The following is a 17,313-nucleotide window of genomic DNA, read 5'->3' on the forward strand; positions in this document are numbered from 1 at the left end:
TGGCGCCCCCGTCGAACGCCCGGGTCACGGCCGCCCGGCCGCCGGCACCTCCTCCCCGGTGGGCACCGGACCCGGCGCCGTGCCGTCGCCGAATGGCCGCCCGCCCAGCTCCTCGCGGTGATGCGGTGTCAGCCACCCGGCCAGGTCGGGTCCCAGCGGCACGATGCCGGTCGGATTGATGCCCGAGTGCACTTGGTAGTAGTGCCGCTTGATGTGGTCGAAGTCGATGGTGTCCCCGAACCCCGGCGTCTGGAAGAGATCCCGCGCGTACGCCCACAGCACCGGGTCCTCGGACAGCTTCCGGCGGTTGCACTTGAAGTGGCCGTGGTACACCGCGTCGAACCGCACCAGCGTGCTGAACAGCCGGATGTCCGCTTCCGTGATCGTCTCCCCGACGAGGTAGCGACGGCTCGCCAGCCGCTCGGAGGTCAGCTCGAGGCGGCGGAACACCTCGCGGCACGCCGCGTCGTACGCACTCTGCTCCGCGGCGAAACCCGCGCGGTACACGCCGTTGTTGAGGTCGCGGTAGATGCCCTCCATCACCGTGTCGATCTCGTCGCGCAGCGGCTCCGGGTACAGGTCGGGCGCCCCTTCGCGGTGCAGCGCCGTCCACTGCGTGGCGAAGTCCAGGGTGATCTGCTGGAAGTCGTTGGTGACCAGCTTGCCGCTCGGCACATCCACGAGCGCGGGCACGCTGACGCCGCCCGGACAACCGCTCTCACGCGCCTCGTACGCCTCACTCAGGAAGCGGATGCCGAGCACGGGGTCGCGGCCGTCGGGGTCCAGCGTGAACCGCCAGCTCCGGTCGTCCTGGATCGGGTCGGTGACCCCCAGGGACAGGGCGCTCTCCAGACCGAGCAGCCGCCGGGAGACCAGGGCCCGGCCCGCCCAGGGGCAGGCACGGCTCACCACCAGGTGATAGCGCCCCGCCTCGACGCGCCAGCCGTCACCACCGTCACTACCGTCGCCGCCGTCGGCGGTGACACGGTCGGCGAAATGACTTTTGGAACGCTTGAACTCCTTGTGTCCGTACGAGGCGTTGCCCTCCGCCGGGCTTCCCGCCGCCGCGCTCATGACTGACTGCCTTCCCGCACACCCGTGCGGGCCACCGGGGCGCCGCCGTCCGGTTCCGCGCGGGCCGGGGGTGGCACCAGATCGTAGATCCGGTCGATGAGCACCGCTTCGTTGCCCGCGAGGCCGGCGCGGCGCAGCGCGTCGTCGGCCTCCGCGATAGGCCCCGCGAGCAGCGTGGCCGCGGCGGCGGGAGGGACCTCGCAGGCGTCGGACAGCGCGGCGCGCGCGGTGTGCAGCAGACGCAAGCAGGCCTGGGCGGCGAGCAGTTCCTCGGACGTCGTGCCGGTCATGTCGAGCGACTCCTCTGCGCTGGATGGCGTGGGTGGCATCGCGGCGATGCCACCCACCACTGTGGCGCACGGGTCTGACAATGGCGCTCCTACGCGGCCGCTGACCGGCGGGTGAGCCGCAAAGTGAGGCCGTCCGGCATGAGCGTCAGACGCTCGGCGACGCGCAGCCGGTAACTGGGATCGGCGTGCAGGTCGTAGCGGCGCAGCAGCAGACCGAGCACCAACGTGGCCTCGTGCAGCGCGAACTGACGTCCGATGCAGGCCCGTGCGCCGGTGCCGAACGGCTTGAACACATGGGCGGGCCTGGCCCGTACCGCCGAAGGGGCGAACCGGTCGGGGTCGAACTCCTCGGGGCGCTCGCCCCACGCGGCCGGATCGCGGTGCAGCATCGTGGCGAGGACCAGCGCCCACGCGCCCCGGCGCATCGGGTGCACGCCCCCGAGCGTGGTCTCCTCGCGGGCCTCACGGGCGAATCCGGGAGCGGTCGGCCACAGCCGCAGCGACTCGTCGAGCACCCGGCGTACGTAGCGCAGCTTGGCCACTTGCTCGTACGCGGGCTCCTCCTCGGCGCCCCATACCTCGTCGACCTCGGCCCGCGCGCGGGCGAGCACCTCCGGGGAGCGCGACAAGTAGTGCAGCGCGAAGGACAGCGCCCCGGAGGTCGTCTCGTGCCCCGCCACCAGGAAGGTGATGACCTGCCGGCGGATGTTCTCCGAAGACAGCCGTTCCCCGGTCTCGGGGTGGGCCACTTCCAGCATGCGGTCGAGCAGATCGCCGTGGCCGCCCGACCCGGACGCGGCGCGGCGGGCGGCGACCACCGCGTCCACAGTGCGGTTGAGATATGCCATGTCGGCGTCGTTGCGCCGGTCGGCGCCGCGCAGCAGCAGCGGGGTGAGCAGTGGAGGGACGACGTTGCGGCGCTGGGCGAAGGAGAGCGTGCCGACCATGGCCGTCACGAAGGGATGCGGCGCCGACCGCTCGAAGGAGCCGAAGTCGTGCCCGAACCCGGTGCGGGCGATCGTCTCCAGCGTCAGCTTCGTCATGTCGCCGGGCACGTCCACCGCCCGCCCCGCCGACTCCCGCTCGTCCCAGCGCGCCGTCAGCTGCCGGGCCACGTCGAGCATCAGCGGGTGGTAGCCCGCCATGGCCTCGCGGCTGAATCCCGGGGCGAGGATGTCGTGCGCCAGCTGCCAGTTGGGTTCGTGGTTGTACGCGGTGAAGAGCCCGTCGCCCGCCACCGGACGGAGGTTGGCCACCCCGAGGCCCACGTGCTTGGCGAAGCGCGACTCGTCGGCCAGGTCGGCGACCAGCTCGGCGCCCCACACGAAGACGAACTCCTTGCCGAACGCCTTGCGCCGGAAGATGGGCCCCAGCCGGCGTCCCATCCGCATCGAGTCCTGCAACGGCGTCCGCGCGTCGGCCCCCAGGACGTCGCCGAGGAACGGCAGGCGGCGCGGCGGATGGGGTATGCGGCGCAGCTCGGGCCAGCCGAGCTCCGCGCTGCGGAAACCCTTGGGCGGGGGCTGTGCCGACGCCGTCTGCCCGGCCGCGGACCGCGTCGTCTGTGTCATGTGCCCATCTCCCTTGTCCAGCGCGCCTGTTGGCCCCGGAGGGCCTGTTGTACGTGGATTCAACAAGAGTCCTCAGTCTGGGCCCGCTATTGAATTCGCGTCAAGTAAGGTGCGTGCATGGCCGCGAACCCACCGGAGCGCACGCGCCGCAGAATGAGCACCGAGGAGCGGCGTGAGCAGCTGCTTTCGGTCGGGGCGCGGCTGTTCGCGCAGAAGCCGTACGACGATGTGTGGATCGAGCGGGTCGCGGAGATCGCGGGCGTCTCACGCGGACTCCTGTACCACTACTTCCCGACCAAACGGGACTTCTTCGCCGCCGTCGTACAGCGCGAGAGCGAGCGCATGCTGCGCCTGACGGCGGCCGAGCCCGGTCTGCCGGTGCGGGAGCAGATCAGCAGCGGCCTCGACGCGTTCCTCGGCTATGTGGAGAGCCACGCGCAGGGCTTCCGCGCCTTCCACCGGGCCGAGGCGGCGGGCGATCCGCTGGTCCGCGAGGTCTACGGGCGGGGCCTCGCGGCCCAGGAGCGGCAGATCCTCGCGGCCCTCGCCGCAGACCCGGACGCCGACCTCGTCCAGGACCCGCCCGCGCTGCGTCTCGCGGTGCGCGGCTGGCTCGCCTTCATGGTGGCCGTTTGCCTGGAGTGGCTGTCGGGGCCGGAACTGACGCGCGCGCAGGTGCGGGACCTGTGCGCCAAGGCGCTGCTCGGCGCGATCGCGCGTTGAAGTCGCGATCACACGCCGAGGCGCAGTGCCTCTCGCAGGCGGGCGGGGGTCGTGAAGAGGTGGCCGCGTACGCCGCTCGCCTCCGCGGCGCGGATGTTCTCCTCGCGGTCGTCGACGAAAAGCACCCGTCCCGGCTCGGCGCCCAGGGCGTCCAGGCACCAGCGGTAGGCGCCCGCCTCGGGCTTGGCGTGGCCGATGCGGCAGGAGAAGGCGCGCACTTGGAAGTGCTTGAGCCAGGCGTGCCGCTCCTCGTAGTGGACGGCCAGCTCCTCGGGGATGTTGGAGAGCAGCGCGATCGGCCTGCCCGCCGCCGCGAGCTCCTCGATCAGCGCGACCATCGTGTCGTCGACGGCGCTCCAGCTGGCGATGTCGGCCTCGACGAGCCGCGCGACCTGGTCGTGCCCGAAGTCGGCGCCGAGCGCGTCGGCCACCTGCCGCCAGTAGCCGGGGCCGGTGACGTCCCCGCGGTCGTAGGGCTGCCGCAGGCCCCAGTACGCCTCCCAGAAGAGAGTTTCGGGCACGCCCGCGGTGGCGGCCAGGCGGGCCTTGCCGGCCTCGGACTGATGGCGCGCGATGACACCGAACATGTCGAAGAGCAGAGTGTCGTACGTGTCGTACGCGGGCCCGCTCGCCGTGTGCCGCGTCGTGTCGTCGTTCATGTGTTGCGCCGTGTCGTTCAAGTGAGCCTCCATGGAGCCGTTCACGGGTGTCATACCTTTCGTACGGTCACGCCCGCGGCGGACAGCGCGTCGGTCTCCTCGTCCGCGGCGGCGTCGGTGACGACGGCGTGCAGGGCGGTGGCGGGCGCGACGAAGGCCAGGGCGGTACGGGACAGCTTGGCGGCGTCCGCGACGGCGATGACGCGGCGGGACGAGGCGATCGCGGCGCGTTTGACGGCGGCGTCGTCCAGGTCGTAGGCGGTCAGGCCGTCCGCGGCGGTCAGCCCGCAGCAGCCGATGACGGCGGTGTCGAAGCGCAGGGCGGCCAGGGACGCCGTGGTCAGCTGCCCGGTCAGGGCCAGCTCACCGGGGCGCGGCCGCCCGCCGGGGACGAGCAGCGTCACCTGGGGCGCGCCGGTCAGCGCGTTCACCGCGTGCAGGGAGAGCGGCATCACGGTCAGCCGGCGCTGTCCCAGCGCGCGGGCGACCTCCAGGCAGGTCGTGCCGCTGTCCACGACGACGGACTCCCCGTCGGCGATCAGCCCGGCCACCTCGGCGGCGATGCGCCGCTTGGCTTCCAGGCCCTCCTGCTCCCGCAGGGCGAACGGCGGCTCCTCGCCGCGCAGCAGCAGACTTCGCGCGCCGCCGCGGTAGCGCTCAAGGACGCCCTGATCGGCCAGGGCCTCCAAGTCGCGCCGGATGGTCATCTCGGAGGCGCCGGTGAGACCGGCGAGCTCCGCGACGCCGATCCGGCCCGCCTCACGCACGGCGTCGCTGATCCGCCGCAGTCGATCTCTGTTCGTACTGCCTCTGCTCATACTGGCCACGACAGCGATTGAAACATCATCGGTGTTCGAAACGCAATCTTCCGAACGTCAACCATGTTCGTTATGTTCGATAGCATGGAACGAACACTGCGAGCCGGACGGCTGGCCACCTTCGCCTACTTCACACTGAACGGCTTTCTCATGGGCATGTGGATCGTCCACATCCCCGCCGTCGAGGACCGCGTGGGGATCAGCCACGCCGTGCTCGGCTGGCTCCTGCTGCTCCTCGGCGCGGGCGCCGTCGTCGGCATGCAGATCGTCGGCCCCCTCACCGACCGCCTCGGCGCCCGCGTCGTCGTACCGGTCAGCGCGGCCCTGTGCGGCGCGGCCGTCATCCTCCCGGGCCTCGCCACGAACGTATGGGCGCTGGGTGCGGCGCTGCTGGCCCTCGGCCTCGGCAACGGCTGCCTGGACGTCAGCATGAACGCCCACGCGGTCCAGGTGGAGCGCGGCTACGGACGGCCCGTCATGTCCGCCTTCCACGCCACATTCTCCATCGGCGGCGTCCTCGCCGCGCTGGTCGGCGCCCGCACGCTCAGCTGGGGCTGGAGCCCCGCGGCGACGCTCGGCGCGGTGGCGCTGCTCGGCCTGGTGGCCGCGGCGCTGTCCGCTCCCGCGCTGCTGCGGCGTGAACCGGTCACTCGTACGAAGGTGACTGCCTCGGAAGCGCCGGTCGAGGGCGCGGAAGTTTCCGGCAGCCCCCCGGAGCGGCGAGGGAGGCGAACTCCGCGGCGCATATGGGCACTTGCTGCTCTCGCGCTGATGCTCATGCTCTGCGAGGGCGTGGCCAACGACTGGAGCGTGCTGCAACTGCGCGACGTCCTCGACGCGCCCGCCGCCACCGCCGCGCTCGCCTACGGCGCCTTCGCCACCGCCATGACCGTCGGCCGGCTGCTCGCCGACCGGGTGGCCGCCCGGTTCGGCCCGGTGGCGATCCTCCGCCACGGCGCGAGCGTGGCCGCGGTCGGCCTGACCGTGGCGGCGCTGTCCCCCTGGATCCCGCTGGCCCTGATCGGCTGGACCGTGTTCGGCGCGGGCCTCTCCGGCTGCATCCCCCAGCTGTTCAGCGCGGCGGGCCACGCGGACGAGGGCGCCGCCGGGGTCAACGTCTCCCGCGTCGCGGGCCTCGGCTACCTCGGCATGCTGGCCGGGCCCGCCGTCATCGGACCGCTGACCCACTTCATGCCGCTCAACCTCACGTTCTTCCTGCCGGTGGCGTTCTGTGTCGTCGCCGCGTGCACGGCCGGCGTCCTGCGCGACCCCCAGCCGGAACAGCGCCCCAGCCGCGGACGCCGACCCGCCGAGCTTGGCCGCTGACGCGTCGGAGCCCGTGGAGCAGCGGGACTCCCGGAACGGACCCGCTGCCGATCACCCGGCCACCGCGAAGGCGTCCCGCACCAGCCGGGGCACCCCGGAGCGTCCGAAACGCTCCAGGCCACCGAGGCGACGTGGTTCGAGGGCAGCACCTCGGCCAGTTTCCGATGTCCTCGGCCACTGGGGAGGGGAGCGGCCTGCCCGAGCGGGTTCCCGGGCTCATGCGTTCGTACGCGGACCAATTCGCCACAGGCCCGAGTGCGATGGGCCGCCCATGAGGACAAGATGTCTAACTTCGGGTGGTGTTGACGGGCGTGTGCCCGCCCCTCGACGATTCCACCCAAGCCGATCTGACCAGGCACAAGGGGACTGCGTTTGTCATCACGTGCTCACACCCCCCGCATCGACTCGACTCCCTCGACCCCCTCGTCCCGCTCCGCGCACACCCCCACACCACCCACACCACCAGCACCACGCGCACCATTCGAATCACCGGTACCCTCCCCACCGCCCGGGCCGCGGCTGCGCGGCCGGGAACGGCAGTGGGCACGGCTGCTGCACCTGCTCGACACGACACGCTCAGGCCCCCGGCGAGGAGGCGTCGCCCTCGTCGAAGGCGCGGCCGGCACCGGCCGCAGCAGGCTGCTGAGCGACGCCGCGGCCGCCGCGGCCCAGTGCGGTTTCTCCGTCGCGTACGGCACCGCCGACGAGATCCGCCGCGCCGTCCCCCTCGCGCCCCTGATCGCCGCCCTGGACCCCACCACCGACGTGGGCCCCCCGCACGAGGACCCGGGCGCCACGGTCGTCCACTCCGCCTGGCTGATCGACCGGCTGCGGATCTCGCTCGGCGAACGGCTGCGCCGCGGCCCCGTGGCCGTCGTACTGGACGACCTCCAGTGGGCGGACACCATGACACTGGCCGCGCTGAGCACTCTGGTCGCGCGCAGCGCGGGGCGGCCGGTGGTGTGGGTGATGGCCCGTCGTACCGGCGGGACGGAATCGCTGCCGGACAAGCTGTTCACCGTGCTCGGCGACGCCGACCGCACGGAGCGGCTGCACCTGCCGCCCCTGGACGACCGGGCCGTGGCGGAGCTGGCCGCCGACCGGCTGCCTGCCGAGCCCGCACCCGAGCTGCTCGCCTACGCCAAGGGCGCGGACGGCAACCCCGCGGCACTGATCGCGCTCCTCGACGGCCTCGTCGAAGAACACCACGTACGGGTGAGCGACGGGCGCGCCCGGCCGGCCGGGGACCTCACGAACGCGCAAGTGCCGCACCGCTTCAGCACCTTGGTGCGCGACCGGGCGACGGCCCTCCAGCCGGGCACCCGGCTGCTGCTCGACGTGGCCTGCGTCCTCGGCAGGACCGCTCTGCCCGAGGACATCGCGCAGATGCTGGGCGAGACCACGGCCTCCATGCTGCCGGCACTGCGGGAGGCGCTGGAAACCCGGATCATGGTGTGCGAGGGCGACGCCGTCGCGTTCCGGCACGAACTGGTCAGGCAGGCGCTGCTCGCGACACTTCCCGGACCGCTGCGCGGGTCACTCCACCGCCAGGCGGCAGAGATGGTCATCGGCCGGGACGGCGGTGTCCTGCCCGCCGCGGCGCACCTCGTGCACGGCGCCCGCCGCGGCGACACCCGGGCCGTGACGGTGCTGTGCTCGGCGGCCACCGCGGTCGTCTCGACCGACCCCCGTACGGCGGTCGAACTCGCCCAGCGCGCCCTGGAGATCACCGGTCCGCCGCACCACCCCGTACGAGCGGAACTGATCCGTGTCGCGGTCGAGGCGCTGGCCCGCTGCGGACCCCTGCCCCGGGCGATCGCGCTGGCCGAGGAGGCACTGGGCGGGGAGGCACTGGGCGGGGTACTGCCGAAGGAGCAGGCCGCCGTCGTGCGGTGCCAGCTGTCCTCGGTGCTGCTGCTCGCGGGCCGGACCGCACGGGCCGTCGCCGTCGCCGGGGCGCCGCCTCCGCCGGGCACCACGGACGCCGAGGATCTCACGGAGCGCGTCGTCCTGGGCAGACTGAACGGCCTGGTCGACCTGGACGCGGCAGCCGCCGAACACGAGGCACGGCAGGAGATGACACGCCACGACCGTCCGTCCGCCGGACTGCGCTGCGTGCTGGCCCGGTCGCACTGGTATGCGGGCCGGGTCGGCGAAGCGCTGCGGCAGGCCCGCGAGGCGGTCGGCTCGCCCGACGAGGAACACGGCGTGTGCTGGCCGTTCCCGCCCCGCCTCGCACTCGCCACCATGCTCACCCACCTACGGGAGACCACGGAGGCCGCGGCCGTCCTGAGCCCCCTCCACGGTGACGGCGGAGCCGAGGGATGGCCGGTGCTGCGCGGCGCCGACATGATCCTCGGCTCGTCCCTCGCCCTCACCCGGGGCGCCCTGGAGGAAGCGGAGTCGCAGGCCGCCGGAGGGCTCACCGCCGCCGACGAGGCGGGCATGCCGCGGTACTCGCCACTGGCATGGCGGATCCTCACCGAGGTCGCGCTGCGCCGTGGAGATCTCGCCGCGGCCGACGGACACGTCAAGCAGCTGACGCGGACGGTGGCCGAGCAGGGGCTCGACGGCGCAGCGGCGGCCGCGTCACGGGCGGGCGTCGCGTGGATGACGGCACAGCTCGCCGCGGCACGGCGTGACCTGGAAGGCCTCGACTCCGCGCTGGCCACCGTCCACGCGGACCACAACACCCTGCGCCTCCTCCTCTGCGAGGAACCGGCGGCGGCCGCCTGGCTGGTGCGCACCGCGACCGACCGGGGCGACGGGGAACGGGCCGACGCCACCGTGCGGGCCGCGCAACGGCTCGCCACCGACAACCCGGACGTACCGTCGCTGCTGGCCGCCGCCGCACACGCGCAGGGGGTGCACCGGCAGGACGCCGACGCGCTGCGGCACGCGGTGCAGAAGCACCGCGACCCATGGTGCGGGGCCTCCGCCGCCGAGGACCTGGGAGCGCTGTGCGCGGCCGACCGCGCGACGACGGTGACGGAGCTGGAGTGGGCCATGGCCAAGTACGCGCGGCTGGGCGCCGCACGGGACGAGGCCCGGGTGCGGCGCCGGCTGCGCCGTCTCGGGGTGCGTCGGCGGCACTGGAAGCATGCGGACCGGCCCGCGTCCGGGTGGGCGAGCCTGACCGACACCGAGCGCAGGGTCGCGGACCTGGTGGCACAAGGGCTGACCAACCGTCAGGTGGCGACCCAGATGTTCCTGTCCTCGCACACCGTCGGCTTCCATCTGCGGCAGATCTACCGGAAGCTACGGCTGCGGTCCCGGATCGATCTGGCGCGCACCCACCCCGGGGCCGACGGGTCACACCGTGACGGCTGAAGCGCTCCAGTCACCTGGCACCGCGACGGAACTGACGTACGTCAGCCTGCCGTCACCGCCGAGATCGCGGCGGGGATCGCCCTCGGGCCGAGCCTGCTCGGGCTGCTGTCCGCCGTCGCCCAGGTGGGCCTGCTGCTGTTCATGTTCCTCCGGGGCCGGTACACCGAACCGGCACTGCTGCGCACCGGCATCCACGGCGACGTGGGAGCGCTGCCGGGGCGCGGCTGGCTCGAACACCGACGGGCAGATCTTCACCATGGGCGTACTGATGGCGCTGATCACCATCCCGGACCGAGGCCCATGCCGCACAGCATTTCCGTCGCTCGGACGGCCTCGGTGAGGGTGCGTGTCCGGCGGGCCGGGCGGAGGGTGGAAGCGGTCCTGTACCCGCACGCCGAGGAGCTGCCTGATGTCCGCACCGCCCAGCAACGAGCAGTCGGGCAACGCGAAGACGACGTCCGACCTGATCGTCGAGCGGTTGCTGGAATGGGGCGTGGACACCTGCTTCGGCATCTGCGGGGACCAGGTCAACGGATTCTTCGAAGCACTGCGCACCCACCCCGAGATGCGTTTCGTGCATGTGCGGCACGAGGAGAACGCGGCGCTGGCCTGTGTGGGCCATGCGAAGTTCACCGGCCGCCCGGCCGCCTGCGTGGCCACCGCGGGCCCGGGGGCGGTGCACCTGCTCAACGGCCTGTACGACGCGCGGATCGACGGCGCCCCGGTCATCGCCATCACCGGCCTGTCGTACCACGACACGGTCGGTGCCCATTTCCTGCAGGATCTGCCCTCGGACCGGCTGCTGGAGGGGGCGTGCATGTTCTCCGAACGGGTCATGGGCCCGGCCCACGCTGTGACCGCCACCGATCTGGCGGTACGCAGCGCCCTGATGAACCGCACGCCCTCCCACCTGGCGATCCCCATCGACGTCCAGTCCTTCACGCTGGAGCAGGACACCCTCTCGCCGAAGAATGTGCCAGGGCATCTGTCGCTGGCCGCGCAGCCGTTCACCGTCGTTCCGCCGGGAGAGCGGCTGCGTGCGGCGGCCGAGGTGCTGAATGCCTGTGAGCGGGTGGCGATCTGCGCCGGGGCCGGCGCTCGCGGTGCGGGTGACCTGCTGGAGCAGGTCGCCGAGGTGCTGGGCGCGCCCATTGTCAAGGCCGGTCTGGGCAAGGACTGCGTCCCTGACGACAGCGCGTACACCACCGGCGGCATGGGACTGATCGGCACCCGCGCCTCCCATGAGGCGTTCGAGAACTGTGACGGGTTCCTGATCGTGGGTTCCTCCACGCCGTACTACGAGTTCTGGCCTCGGCCCGGGCAGGCGCGCGGGGTCCAGATCGATCTGAACGCCGACCGCATCGCCATGCGCTATCCCGTCGAGGTGGGCCTGGTCGGCCACGCGGCGGCCGTCCTCGAACAGCTGCTGCCGCTGCTGGAGCGCAAGACGGACCGGTCCTTCCTGGAACGTGCTCAAGCCACCACCCGCCGCTGGTGGGAGCTGATCGGCGAGCAGGCCGCCTCCTCCGGCACCCCCATGCGCCCCCAGGTGGTCACCTGGGAACTGTCGAAAGCGCTGCCCGATGACGCGATCGTCACCGGGGACGCCGGGACGGTGACCGCGTGGGGCGGCCGGCTCCGGCTGCGCCGCGGCATGCAGTACTCCTTCTCCGGCACCCTGTGCACCATGGGCGCGGCCCTGCCCTACGCGATCGGCGCCCAGATCGGCAACCCCGACCGGCCGGTGATCGCCTTCACCGGTGACGGATCGATGAGCATGGGCATGGGCGAACTGGCCACCCTCGCCCAGTACGACCTCCCCGTCAAAGTCGTCGTCCTGCGCAACAACTCCCTCGCCTTGGAGGTGTGGGAGCAGACCGCGCTGCTCGGCAACCCCCAAATGGGCTGCGAACTGCACCCCATCGACTTCACCGCCGTCGCCCGGGCCTGCGGACTCCACGCCTTCCGCATCGAGGACCCCGCCGAGGCCGCCGACGTCTTCGCCCAGGCCATGGCCTTCGACGGGCCGTGTCTGATCGAAGCGGTCACTGACCCCTACGAGGCGCCGTTCGGCGAAAGCCTCCAGCCCACTCACGCCGCCCACATCGCCCAGGCCCTCGGCAAGGGCGAGGCGGCCGCCTCCGCCATCGCCGGCAACCTCCTGCAGGACGACCGCGTCGCGATGTCACCCGCCCTGCGACAGCACCACGACGACATCGCCCGCTACCGCTGACAGCTCACGACGCAGCGAGTCAGGTGGATCACCGCCGATCGCGTCCTGTCCCATGTGACAGCCGAACCCGCCGCCGAGACCGAGCGGCTCCCCGCCAAAGAGACCTGGCGCGCCCTGTACCGCCACTTCCGCCCGCACCGCGGCGCCGTGGCCTTCGGCGCCCTGCTCACGCTGATCGGCGCCGCGACCGGGCTGGCCCAGCCGCTGGCGGCCAAGTCCCTCGTGGACCGGCTCGGCGGCGACGGGTCGATCACCGGCATCCTGGTGCTCCTCACCGCGCTCGTGGTCCTCGGCACCGCGATCGAGTCGTTCGGCGCGTACATCCTGGAGCGCAGCGCCGAGTCCGTGGTGCTCGCGGCCCGGCGCACGCTCATCGGGCGTCTGCTGCGGCTGCGCCTCGCGGAGGTGGAGCGGACCCAGCCGGGCGACCTGATGTCCCGGGTCACCTCGGACACGACGCTGCTGCGCGCCGTGACGACTCAGTGCGTGGTGTCCGCGGTGTCCGGCAGTCTCACCTTCCTCGCGACGATCGTGATGATGGGGCTGATGGATCCCGTCCTGCTGGGCGTCACGCTCGGCGTGATCGTGTTGATCGGCGGCGCGGTGTCCGTCGTCATGCCGAAGATCGCGCGGGCGACGCGGCGCGCGCAGGAGGCGGTGGGCACGATCTCGACCGGACTTGAACGGGCGTTCGGGGCCTTCCGCACGCTCAAGGCATCCGGTGCCGAGCGGCGCGAGTCGGACGTGGTGCAGGAGGCCGCGCGGGAGGCGTGGCGGCACGGCGTACGGTCGGCGAAGTGGCAGGCGGTGGCGTGGAGTTCGGTCAATCTCGCCGTGCAGGTGTCGTTCCTCGCGGTGCTCGGCATCGGCGGCGCGCGGGTCGCGTCCGGCGCGATATCCGTCTCGACGCTGGTGGCCTTCCTGCTCTTCCTCTTCTATCTGATCGACCCGGTGTCGCGCATGGTCGAGGCGGCTTCGCAGTACCAGGTGGGTTCGGCGGCGATCGCACGGATCGTGCAGGCGGAGCGCTTGGAAACGGAAGAGACGGATGAGATGGAAGAGACGGAAGGGGTCGGCGGGCCGGGGCGGGAGGCCGACACAAGGGCGACGGCGTCCGGCCCGGCTTCCGTGGCCTTCGACGACGTGACCTTCCGCTACCGGGACGACCTCCCGTACGTCCATCACGGCGTGAGCCTCGACGTGCCGGGCCCCGGCATGACGGCCTTCGTGGGCCCGTCCGGCGCGGGCAAGACGACGGTGTTCGGCCTGATCGAGCGGTTCTACGAGGCGACGGGCGGGCGGGTCCTGGTCGACGGCAAGGACGTACGGGAGTGGCCGCTGGCCGAGCTGCGGGCCACCATCGGATACGTGGAGCAGGACGCGCCCGTCCTCGCGGGCACCGTCCGTGAGAACCTCCTCTTCGCGGCGCCGGACGCCACCGAGGCCGAGGTCCGCGAGGTCCTCGTCCGCGCCCGGCTGGACCGCGTGGTCGAACGGCTGCCGGAAGGTCTCGACACGTTGGTCGGCCACCGGGGCTCCAAGCTGTCCGGCGGCGAGCGGCAGCGGGTGGCGATCGCCAGGGCGCTGCTGCGAAAGCCCCGCCTGCTCCTGCTCGACGAGGCGACCTCACAGCTGGACGCGGTCAACGAACTGGCGCTGCGGGACGTGGTGGCGGAGGTGTCCCGAGAGGTGACGGTCCTGGTGGTGGCGCACCGCCTGTCGACGGTCATGCTGGCGGACCGGATCGTGGTGATGGACGCGGGGAAGGTCCGAGCGGTGGGCACGCACGCCGAACTGGTGGCGGCGGACCCGCTGTACGGGGAACTCGCGGCGACCCAGTTCTTGGCGGCGTCCTCGACGTCGGCGTGAGCGGCCGCTGGATACGTGTCAACGCGTTGCGAGGGGCAGTGGTACGTGGTCTACCGTGACGGCATGACGCGTCCGAGCCCCCGTGCGGTGTACGACCGCTACGTCGCCCGACTCCCCGACCAGAGCGCCCAATTGGTGTCGGCCCTCGCGGGCGCGGACGCCGCCGCGCCGGTGCCGGGATGCCCTGGATGGACCCTCGCCCACCTGCTGCGCCACGTCGGCGGCACGCACAGCTGGGCCGAGACGATCGTGCGGACCCGGGCCACCGAGCCCGTCCCGGACGAGCAGGTCAACCAGGTCACGCCCGAGGCGGACGACGACATGGTCACGCTGACCGCCTGGCTCACGGAGTGCACCGCCCGGCTCGTGGACGCCTTGCGCGCGACGGGACCGGACGTCAGGGTGTGGACCCCCGCCCCGAGCGGCACGCCGCTCTTCTGGGCCCGCCGTATGACGTACGAGACGGTCGTCCACCGCTTCGACGCGACCGCCGCGGTCGGTGGGACGTACACCCTGGATGCGGATGTCGCGCTCGACGGGCTTGAGGAGTGGCTGGAGTTCGCCACCTTGCCGCAGGCGTACGAGTCGGAGACCGCGCATCGCGCACTGCTCGGACCCGGCCGCACCCTTCACTTCCACGCCACCGACGCCGACACCGACGCTCCCGAGGGGGCGGGGGAGTGGTTCATCGACCTGACCGAGGCCCCCATCACCGTGAGCCACGCCCACAAGAAGGCGACCACGGCGGTACGCGGCTCACTCGCGGACCTGCTGCTCCTCGCGTACCAGCGCCGTTCCCCGACCCCCGCCGACGGCATCGACGTCCTGGGCGACGAGGCGCTTGTGACCACGTGGCTGGAGGCCGCCGGTCACTGGCTGCGGAGGTGAGACGTACGGAGACGTCACCGCATCCCCTGACACTCCGTCACGACGGCAACGCCTCGCTCAGCCGCGCGAAGGGCGCGGTCTCCGCGCTCTGAGGCAGTTCCAAGGACGCGAGGCGGTCCGTGAGTTCGGATACGGCGGACTGCGGACCGCCGTGCCGGGCGGCCGTCACCGCCTCGTACAGCATGAACGCCGCGGTCCCCGAAGCCGTCGCCGCGACCTCGGCCGCGCCCTCGCCGAGCAGGGTGTACGACGTTTCGAGCCGCCCCTGCTCACGGGCCACGGCTGCCCGCACCTTCACCAGTTCGGCGCGGCGCAGCGGATCGGTGATGTGCGGGGCGGCCCGCGTCGCGAGATCGGCGGCGCGGCGGCCCTCTCCGGCGGCGGCCGCCGCGTGCGCGGCGAGCGCGAGACGGCGGGCGCGGTCCTGGGAGTCCGGGCTCAGCCGCGCGGCGCGCTCACAGGCGGCGGCCACGGCCGTGTAGCCGCCACGCGCGCGTGCGTGCTCCGACGTCTCCTCCAGGACGGCGGCGACGTACTCGTCGGGCTCGGTCGTGGCCGCCGCCAGATGCCAGGCACGCCGGTCGGCGTTGCCCACGCACGGCAGCGCGCGGGCGAGGGCCCGGTGCGCGGCGAGCCGGTCGCCGAGCGGCGCGCTCTGGTACGCGGCCGAGCGGATCAGCGGATGGCGGAACACCAGGCGGCCCTCCGCGACCCGCACCAGGTCCTTGCGTTCGGCCGGCTCCAGGTCGGTCACCACGGCACCCAGTTCGGCGGCCGCCGACGCGATCACCGCGAGGTCGTCGGTGGCCTCCGCCGCGGCGACGAGCAGCACCGTGCGGGTGGCCGCCGGCAGGCCCGAGATGCGGTCGGTGAACGTCTGCTGCACGCGCGCGTGCCCGCTGACCGGCGCGGAGTCATGGGCCAGCCCCTCCCGTTGCGCCACGGGCAGTTCGCGTAGCGCCAGCGGGTTGCCCGCCGCCTCGCCGAGGATCTGCACGCGCGCGTGCGGCGGCAGATCGGCGGCGTGCTCGGCGAGCAGATCCCGGGCGGCGGCGTCCGACAGGGCGCCCACCCGCAGCTCGTCGAGGCCCGGCGCGGGAAACGGCGGCGCATACGTGTCACGGGCGGCGAACAGCATGACGACACCCTCGGCATCCAGGCGTCGCGCGACGAAGAGCAGCGCCTCGGCCGACGCCTTGTCGAGCCAGTGCGCGTCGTCGACGACACACAACAGCGGCTGTTCCTCGGCGAGATCGGCGAGCAGGGTGAGGACGGCGAGCCCGGTCAGGAACCGGTCACCGCCGCCCGTCCCCACCGCCGCGTCACTCAGCCCCAGCGCGCCCCCGAGCGCCCGTGCCTGCCGCTCGGGCAGCTCCGCGACACGGTCCGCGGCCCGGCCGAGCAGCAGATGCAGCCCCGCGAAGGGCAGCTCACTCTCCGAGTCCGTCCCGGTGGCCCGCAGCACCCGCAGCCCACCGGCGCGGGCCGCGGCGACCGCGTGCGTCAGCAGTTCGGACTTGCCGATCCCGGCCTCGCCGCGCACGACGAGCGCCGCGCTGCGGCCCTGCCGCGCCCCCTGAAGAACCCTCAGTCCACGGCTGAGTCCACGGCTCAGTCCACGGTGAGGACGACCTTGCCACGGCCGTGGCCGGTGGCCACCAGGCGGTGCGCGTCCGCCGCCCGCTCCAGCGGGAACGTCGCCCGCAGATGCACGTCCACCGCCCCCTTCTCGTACAGCGCGGTCAGCTCGGCCAGGCGCGTGGCGGACCGGGTGCCGCCCCAGTCGGGCAGGCCGAGGCGTGCCGCCTCCTCCGTGGCGACCATGGTCACCACACGGACGCGGTCCTTGGCCACGGCCACGGCGGCGCGCAGCCCCTCCGGGCCCGCCGCGTCGAGCGCCGCGTCCACGCCGTCGGGCGCGATGGCGCGGATCCGGTCGACGAGCCCGTCGCCGTACGTCACCGGGATCGCCCCCAGCGCCCGCAGATGGTCGTGGTTGCGCTCGCTCGCCGTGCCGATGACGGTCGTGGCGCCCCAGGCCCGTGCGAGCTGCACGGAGAACGTGCCGAGCGCACCCGCCGCCGCGCCGATCAGGACGGTGTCCCCGGGCCCCACGCGCAGCTGCGACAGCGCCAGGTGGGCGCCCTGCCCATTGCCGGAGAAGCCGCCGGCGACCGTCCACGGCATCGTGGCCGGCTTGTGCACCAGCTGCTCGGCGGGGACCGCGACGTACTGCGCGTACCCGCCGAGCAGGCCGTATCCGAGCACCTCGTCGCCGGGTGCGAAGTCGGCGACCCGCCCGCCGATCCGGTCCACCACCCCGGCGAACTCGTTGCCCGGGACGACCGGGAACCCCGGCTCGACACCCGGCGGCGCCCACCCTTCCCGCACCCCCAGGTCGAACGGCTGCACCCCGGCGGCCCTGACCCGTATCAGCACCTCATCGGGCCCCGGCTGGGGAACGGCCAGCTCCATGGGCCGCAGCACCTCGGGCGGACCGTAGGCGGACAGAGCGGCGGCGATCATCTTCAT

14 protein-coding genes are annotated in these 17,313 nt (G+C 72.9%); 6 read left to right on the forward strand and 8 right to left on the reverse strand.

Annotated features, from left to right (window positions below; translation table 11 throughout):
• Positions 1-24: 24 nt before the first annotated feature.
• From ACWDVB_RS04400 to ACWDVB_RS04410, 3 genes are all read right to left on the reverse strand, one after another.
• Positions 25-1,074 (reverse strand): glutathione S-transferase family protein, encoded by a 1,050-nt coding sequence (locus ACWDVB_RS04400; protein WP_451513954.1) that lies wholly within the window; start codon positions 1,072-1,074, stop codon positions 25-27.
• Positions 1,071-1,364 (reverse strand): hypothetical protein, encoded by a 294-nt coding sequence (locus ACWDVB_RS04405; RefSeq protein ID WP_451513953.1) that lies wholly within the window; start codon positions 1,362-1,364, stop codon positions 1,071-1,073. Before ACWDVB_RS04405 ends, ACWDVB_RS04400 begins: the two co-directional genes overlap by 4 nt.
• Before the next feature lie 89 nt (positions 1,365-1,453).
• Positions 1,454-2,935 (reverse strand): cytochrome P450, encoded by a 1,482-nt coding sequence (locus tag ACWDVB_RS04410; RefSeq protein WP_451513952.1) that lies wholly within the window; start codon positions 2,933-2,935, stop codon positions 1,454-1,456.
• Positions 2,936-3,052: 117 nt separating this feature from the next.
• Here ACWDVB_RS04410 and ACWDVB_RS04415 point away from each other — a divergent pair, with 117 nt between their 5' ends.
• Positions 3,053-3,658 carry a TetR/AcrR family transcriptional regulator gene (locus ACWDVB_RS04415; protein WP_451513951.1) on the forward strand — a complete coding sequence of 202 codons (606 nt, stop codon included), beginning with the start codon at positions 3,053-3,055 and terminating at the stop codon, positions 3,656-3,658.
• Positions 3,659-3,666: 8 nt separating this feature from the next.
• Here ACWDVB_RS04415 and ACWDVB_RS04420 read toward each other — a convergent pair whose 3' ends face one another.
• Both ACWDVB_RS04420 and ACWDVB_RS04425 read right to left on the reverse strand, forming a co-directional pair.
• Positions 3,667-4,317, reverse strand: coding sequence for an HAD family hydrolase (locus ACWDVB_RS04420; protein ID WP_451513950.1), 651 nt, complete (start codon positions 4,315-4,317; stop codon positions 3,667-3,669).
• A gap of 50 nt (positions 4,318-4,367) precedes the next feature.
• Positions 4,368-5,135, reverse strand: a complete 768-nt coding sequence (locus tag ACWDVB_RS04425) for a DeoR/GlpR family DNA-binding transcription regulator (protein WP_451513949.1) — start codon at positions 5,133-5,135, stop codon at positions 4,368-4,370.
• A gap of 84 nt (positions 5,136-5,219) precedes the next feature.
• Between ACWDVB_RS04425 and ACWDVB_RS04430 the strand changes: the two genes are divergently transcribed.
• Together ACWDVB_RS04430 and ACWDVB_RS04435 are read left to right on the forward strand one after the other, a co-directional pair.
• Positions 5,220-6,461: an MFS transporter gene (locus ACWDVB_RS04430; protein ID WP_451513948.1), complete on the forward strand. Its 1,242-nt coding sequence runs from the start codon at positions 5,220-5,222 to the stop codon at positions 6,459-6,461.
• A gap of 372 nt (positions 6,462-6,833) precedes the next feature.
• Positions 6,834-9,791 carry a helix-turn-helix transcriptional regulator gene (locus ACWDVB_RS04435; protein WP_451513947.1) on the forward strand — a complete coding sequence of 986 codons (2,958 nt, stop codon included), beginning with the start codon at positions 6,834-6,836 and terminating at the stop codon, positions 9,789-9,791.
• On the opposite strand, the gene ACWDVB_RS04440 is transcribed toward ACWDVB_RS04435, so the two are convergent.
• Positions 9,774-10,076 carry a hypothetical protein gene (locus ACWDVB_RS04440; protein WP_451513946.1) on the reverse strand — a complete coding sequence of 101 codons (303 nt, stop codon included), beginning with the start codon at positions 10,074-10,076 and terminating at the stop codon, positions 9,774-9,776. The genes ACWDVB_RS04435 and ACWDVB_RS04440 overlap by 18 nt on opposite strands.
• Positions 10,077-10,200: 124 nt before the next feature.
• On the opposite strand from ACWDVB_RS04440, the gene ACWDVB_RS04445 reads away from it, so the two are divergent.
• From ACWDVB_RS04445 to ACWDVB_RS04455, 3 genes are all read left to right on the forward strand, one after another.
• On the forward strand, positions 10,201-12,024 hold the full coding sequence (locus tag ACWDVB_RS04445) for a thiamine pyrophosphate-dependent enzyme (RefSeq protein WP_451513945.1): 1,824 nt from the start codon (positions 10,201-10,203) through the stop codon (positions 12,022-12,024).
• Positions 12,025-12,078: 54 nt separating this feature from the next.
• Positions 12,079-13,893, forward strand: a complete 1,815-nt coding sequence (locus ACWDVB_RS04450) for an ABC transporter ATP-binding protein (protein WP_451513944.1) — start codon at positions 12,079-12,081, stop codon at positions 13,891-13,893.
• Positions 13,894-13,956: 63 nt separating this feature from the next.
• Positions 13,957-14,781 carry a maleylpyruvate isomerase family mycothiol-dependent enzyme gene (locus tag ACWDVB_RS04455; RefSeq protein ID WP_451513943.1) on the forward strand — a complete coding sequence of 275 codons (825 nt, stop codon included), beginning with the start codon at positions 13,957-13,959 and terminating at the stop codon, positions 14,779-14,781.
• Positions 14,782-14,818: 37 nt separating this feature from the next.
• Here ACWDVB_RS04455 and ACWDVB_RS04460 read toward each other — a convergent pair whose 3' ends face one another.
• Both ACWDVB_RS04460 and ACWDVB_RS04465 read right to left on the reverse strand, forming a co-directional pair.
• Positions 14,819-16,396: an AAA family ATPase gene (locus ACWDVB_RS04460; protein WP_451611940.1), complete on the reverse strand. Its 1,578-nt coding sequence runs from the start codon at positions 16,394-16,396 to the stop codon at positions 14,819-14,821.
• Positions 16,393-17,313 (reverse strand): NADP-dependent oxidoreductase, encoded by a 921-nt coding sequence (locus ACWDVB_RS04465; protein ID WP_451513942.1) that lies wholly within the window; start codon positions 17,311-17,313, stop codon positions 16,393-16,395. Before ACWDVB_RS04465 ends, ACWDVB_RS04460 begins: the two co-directional genes overlap by 4 nt.

It is taken from the genome of Streptomyces sp. NPDC003379, from assembly GCF_053589195.1.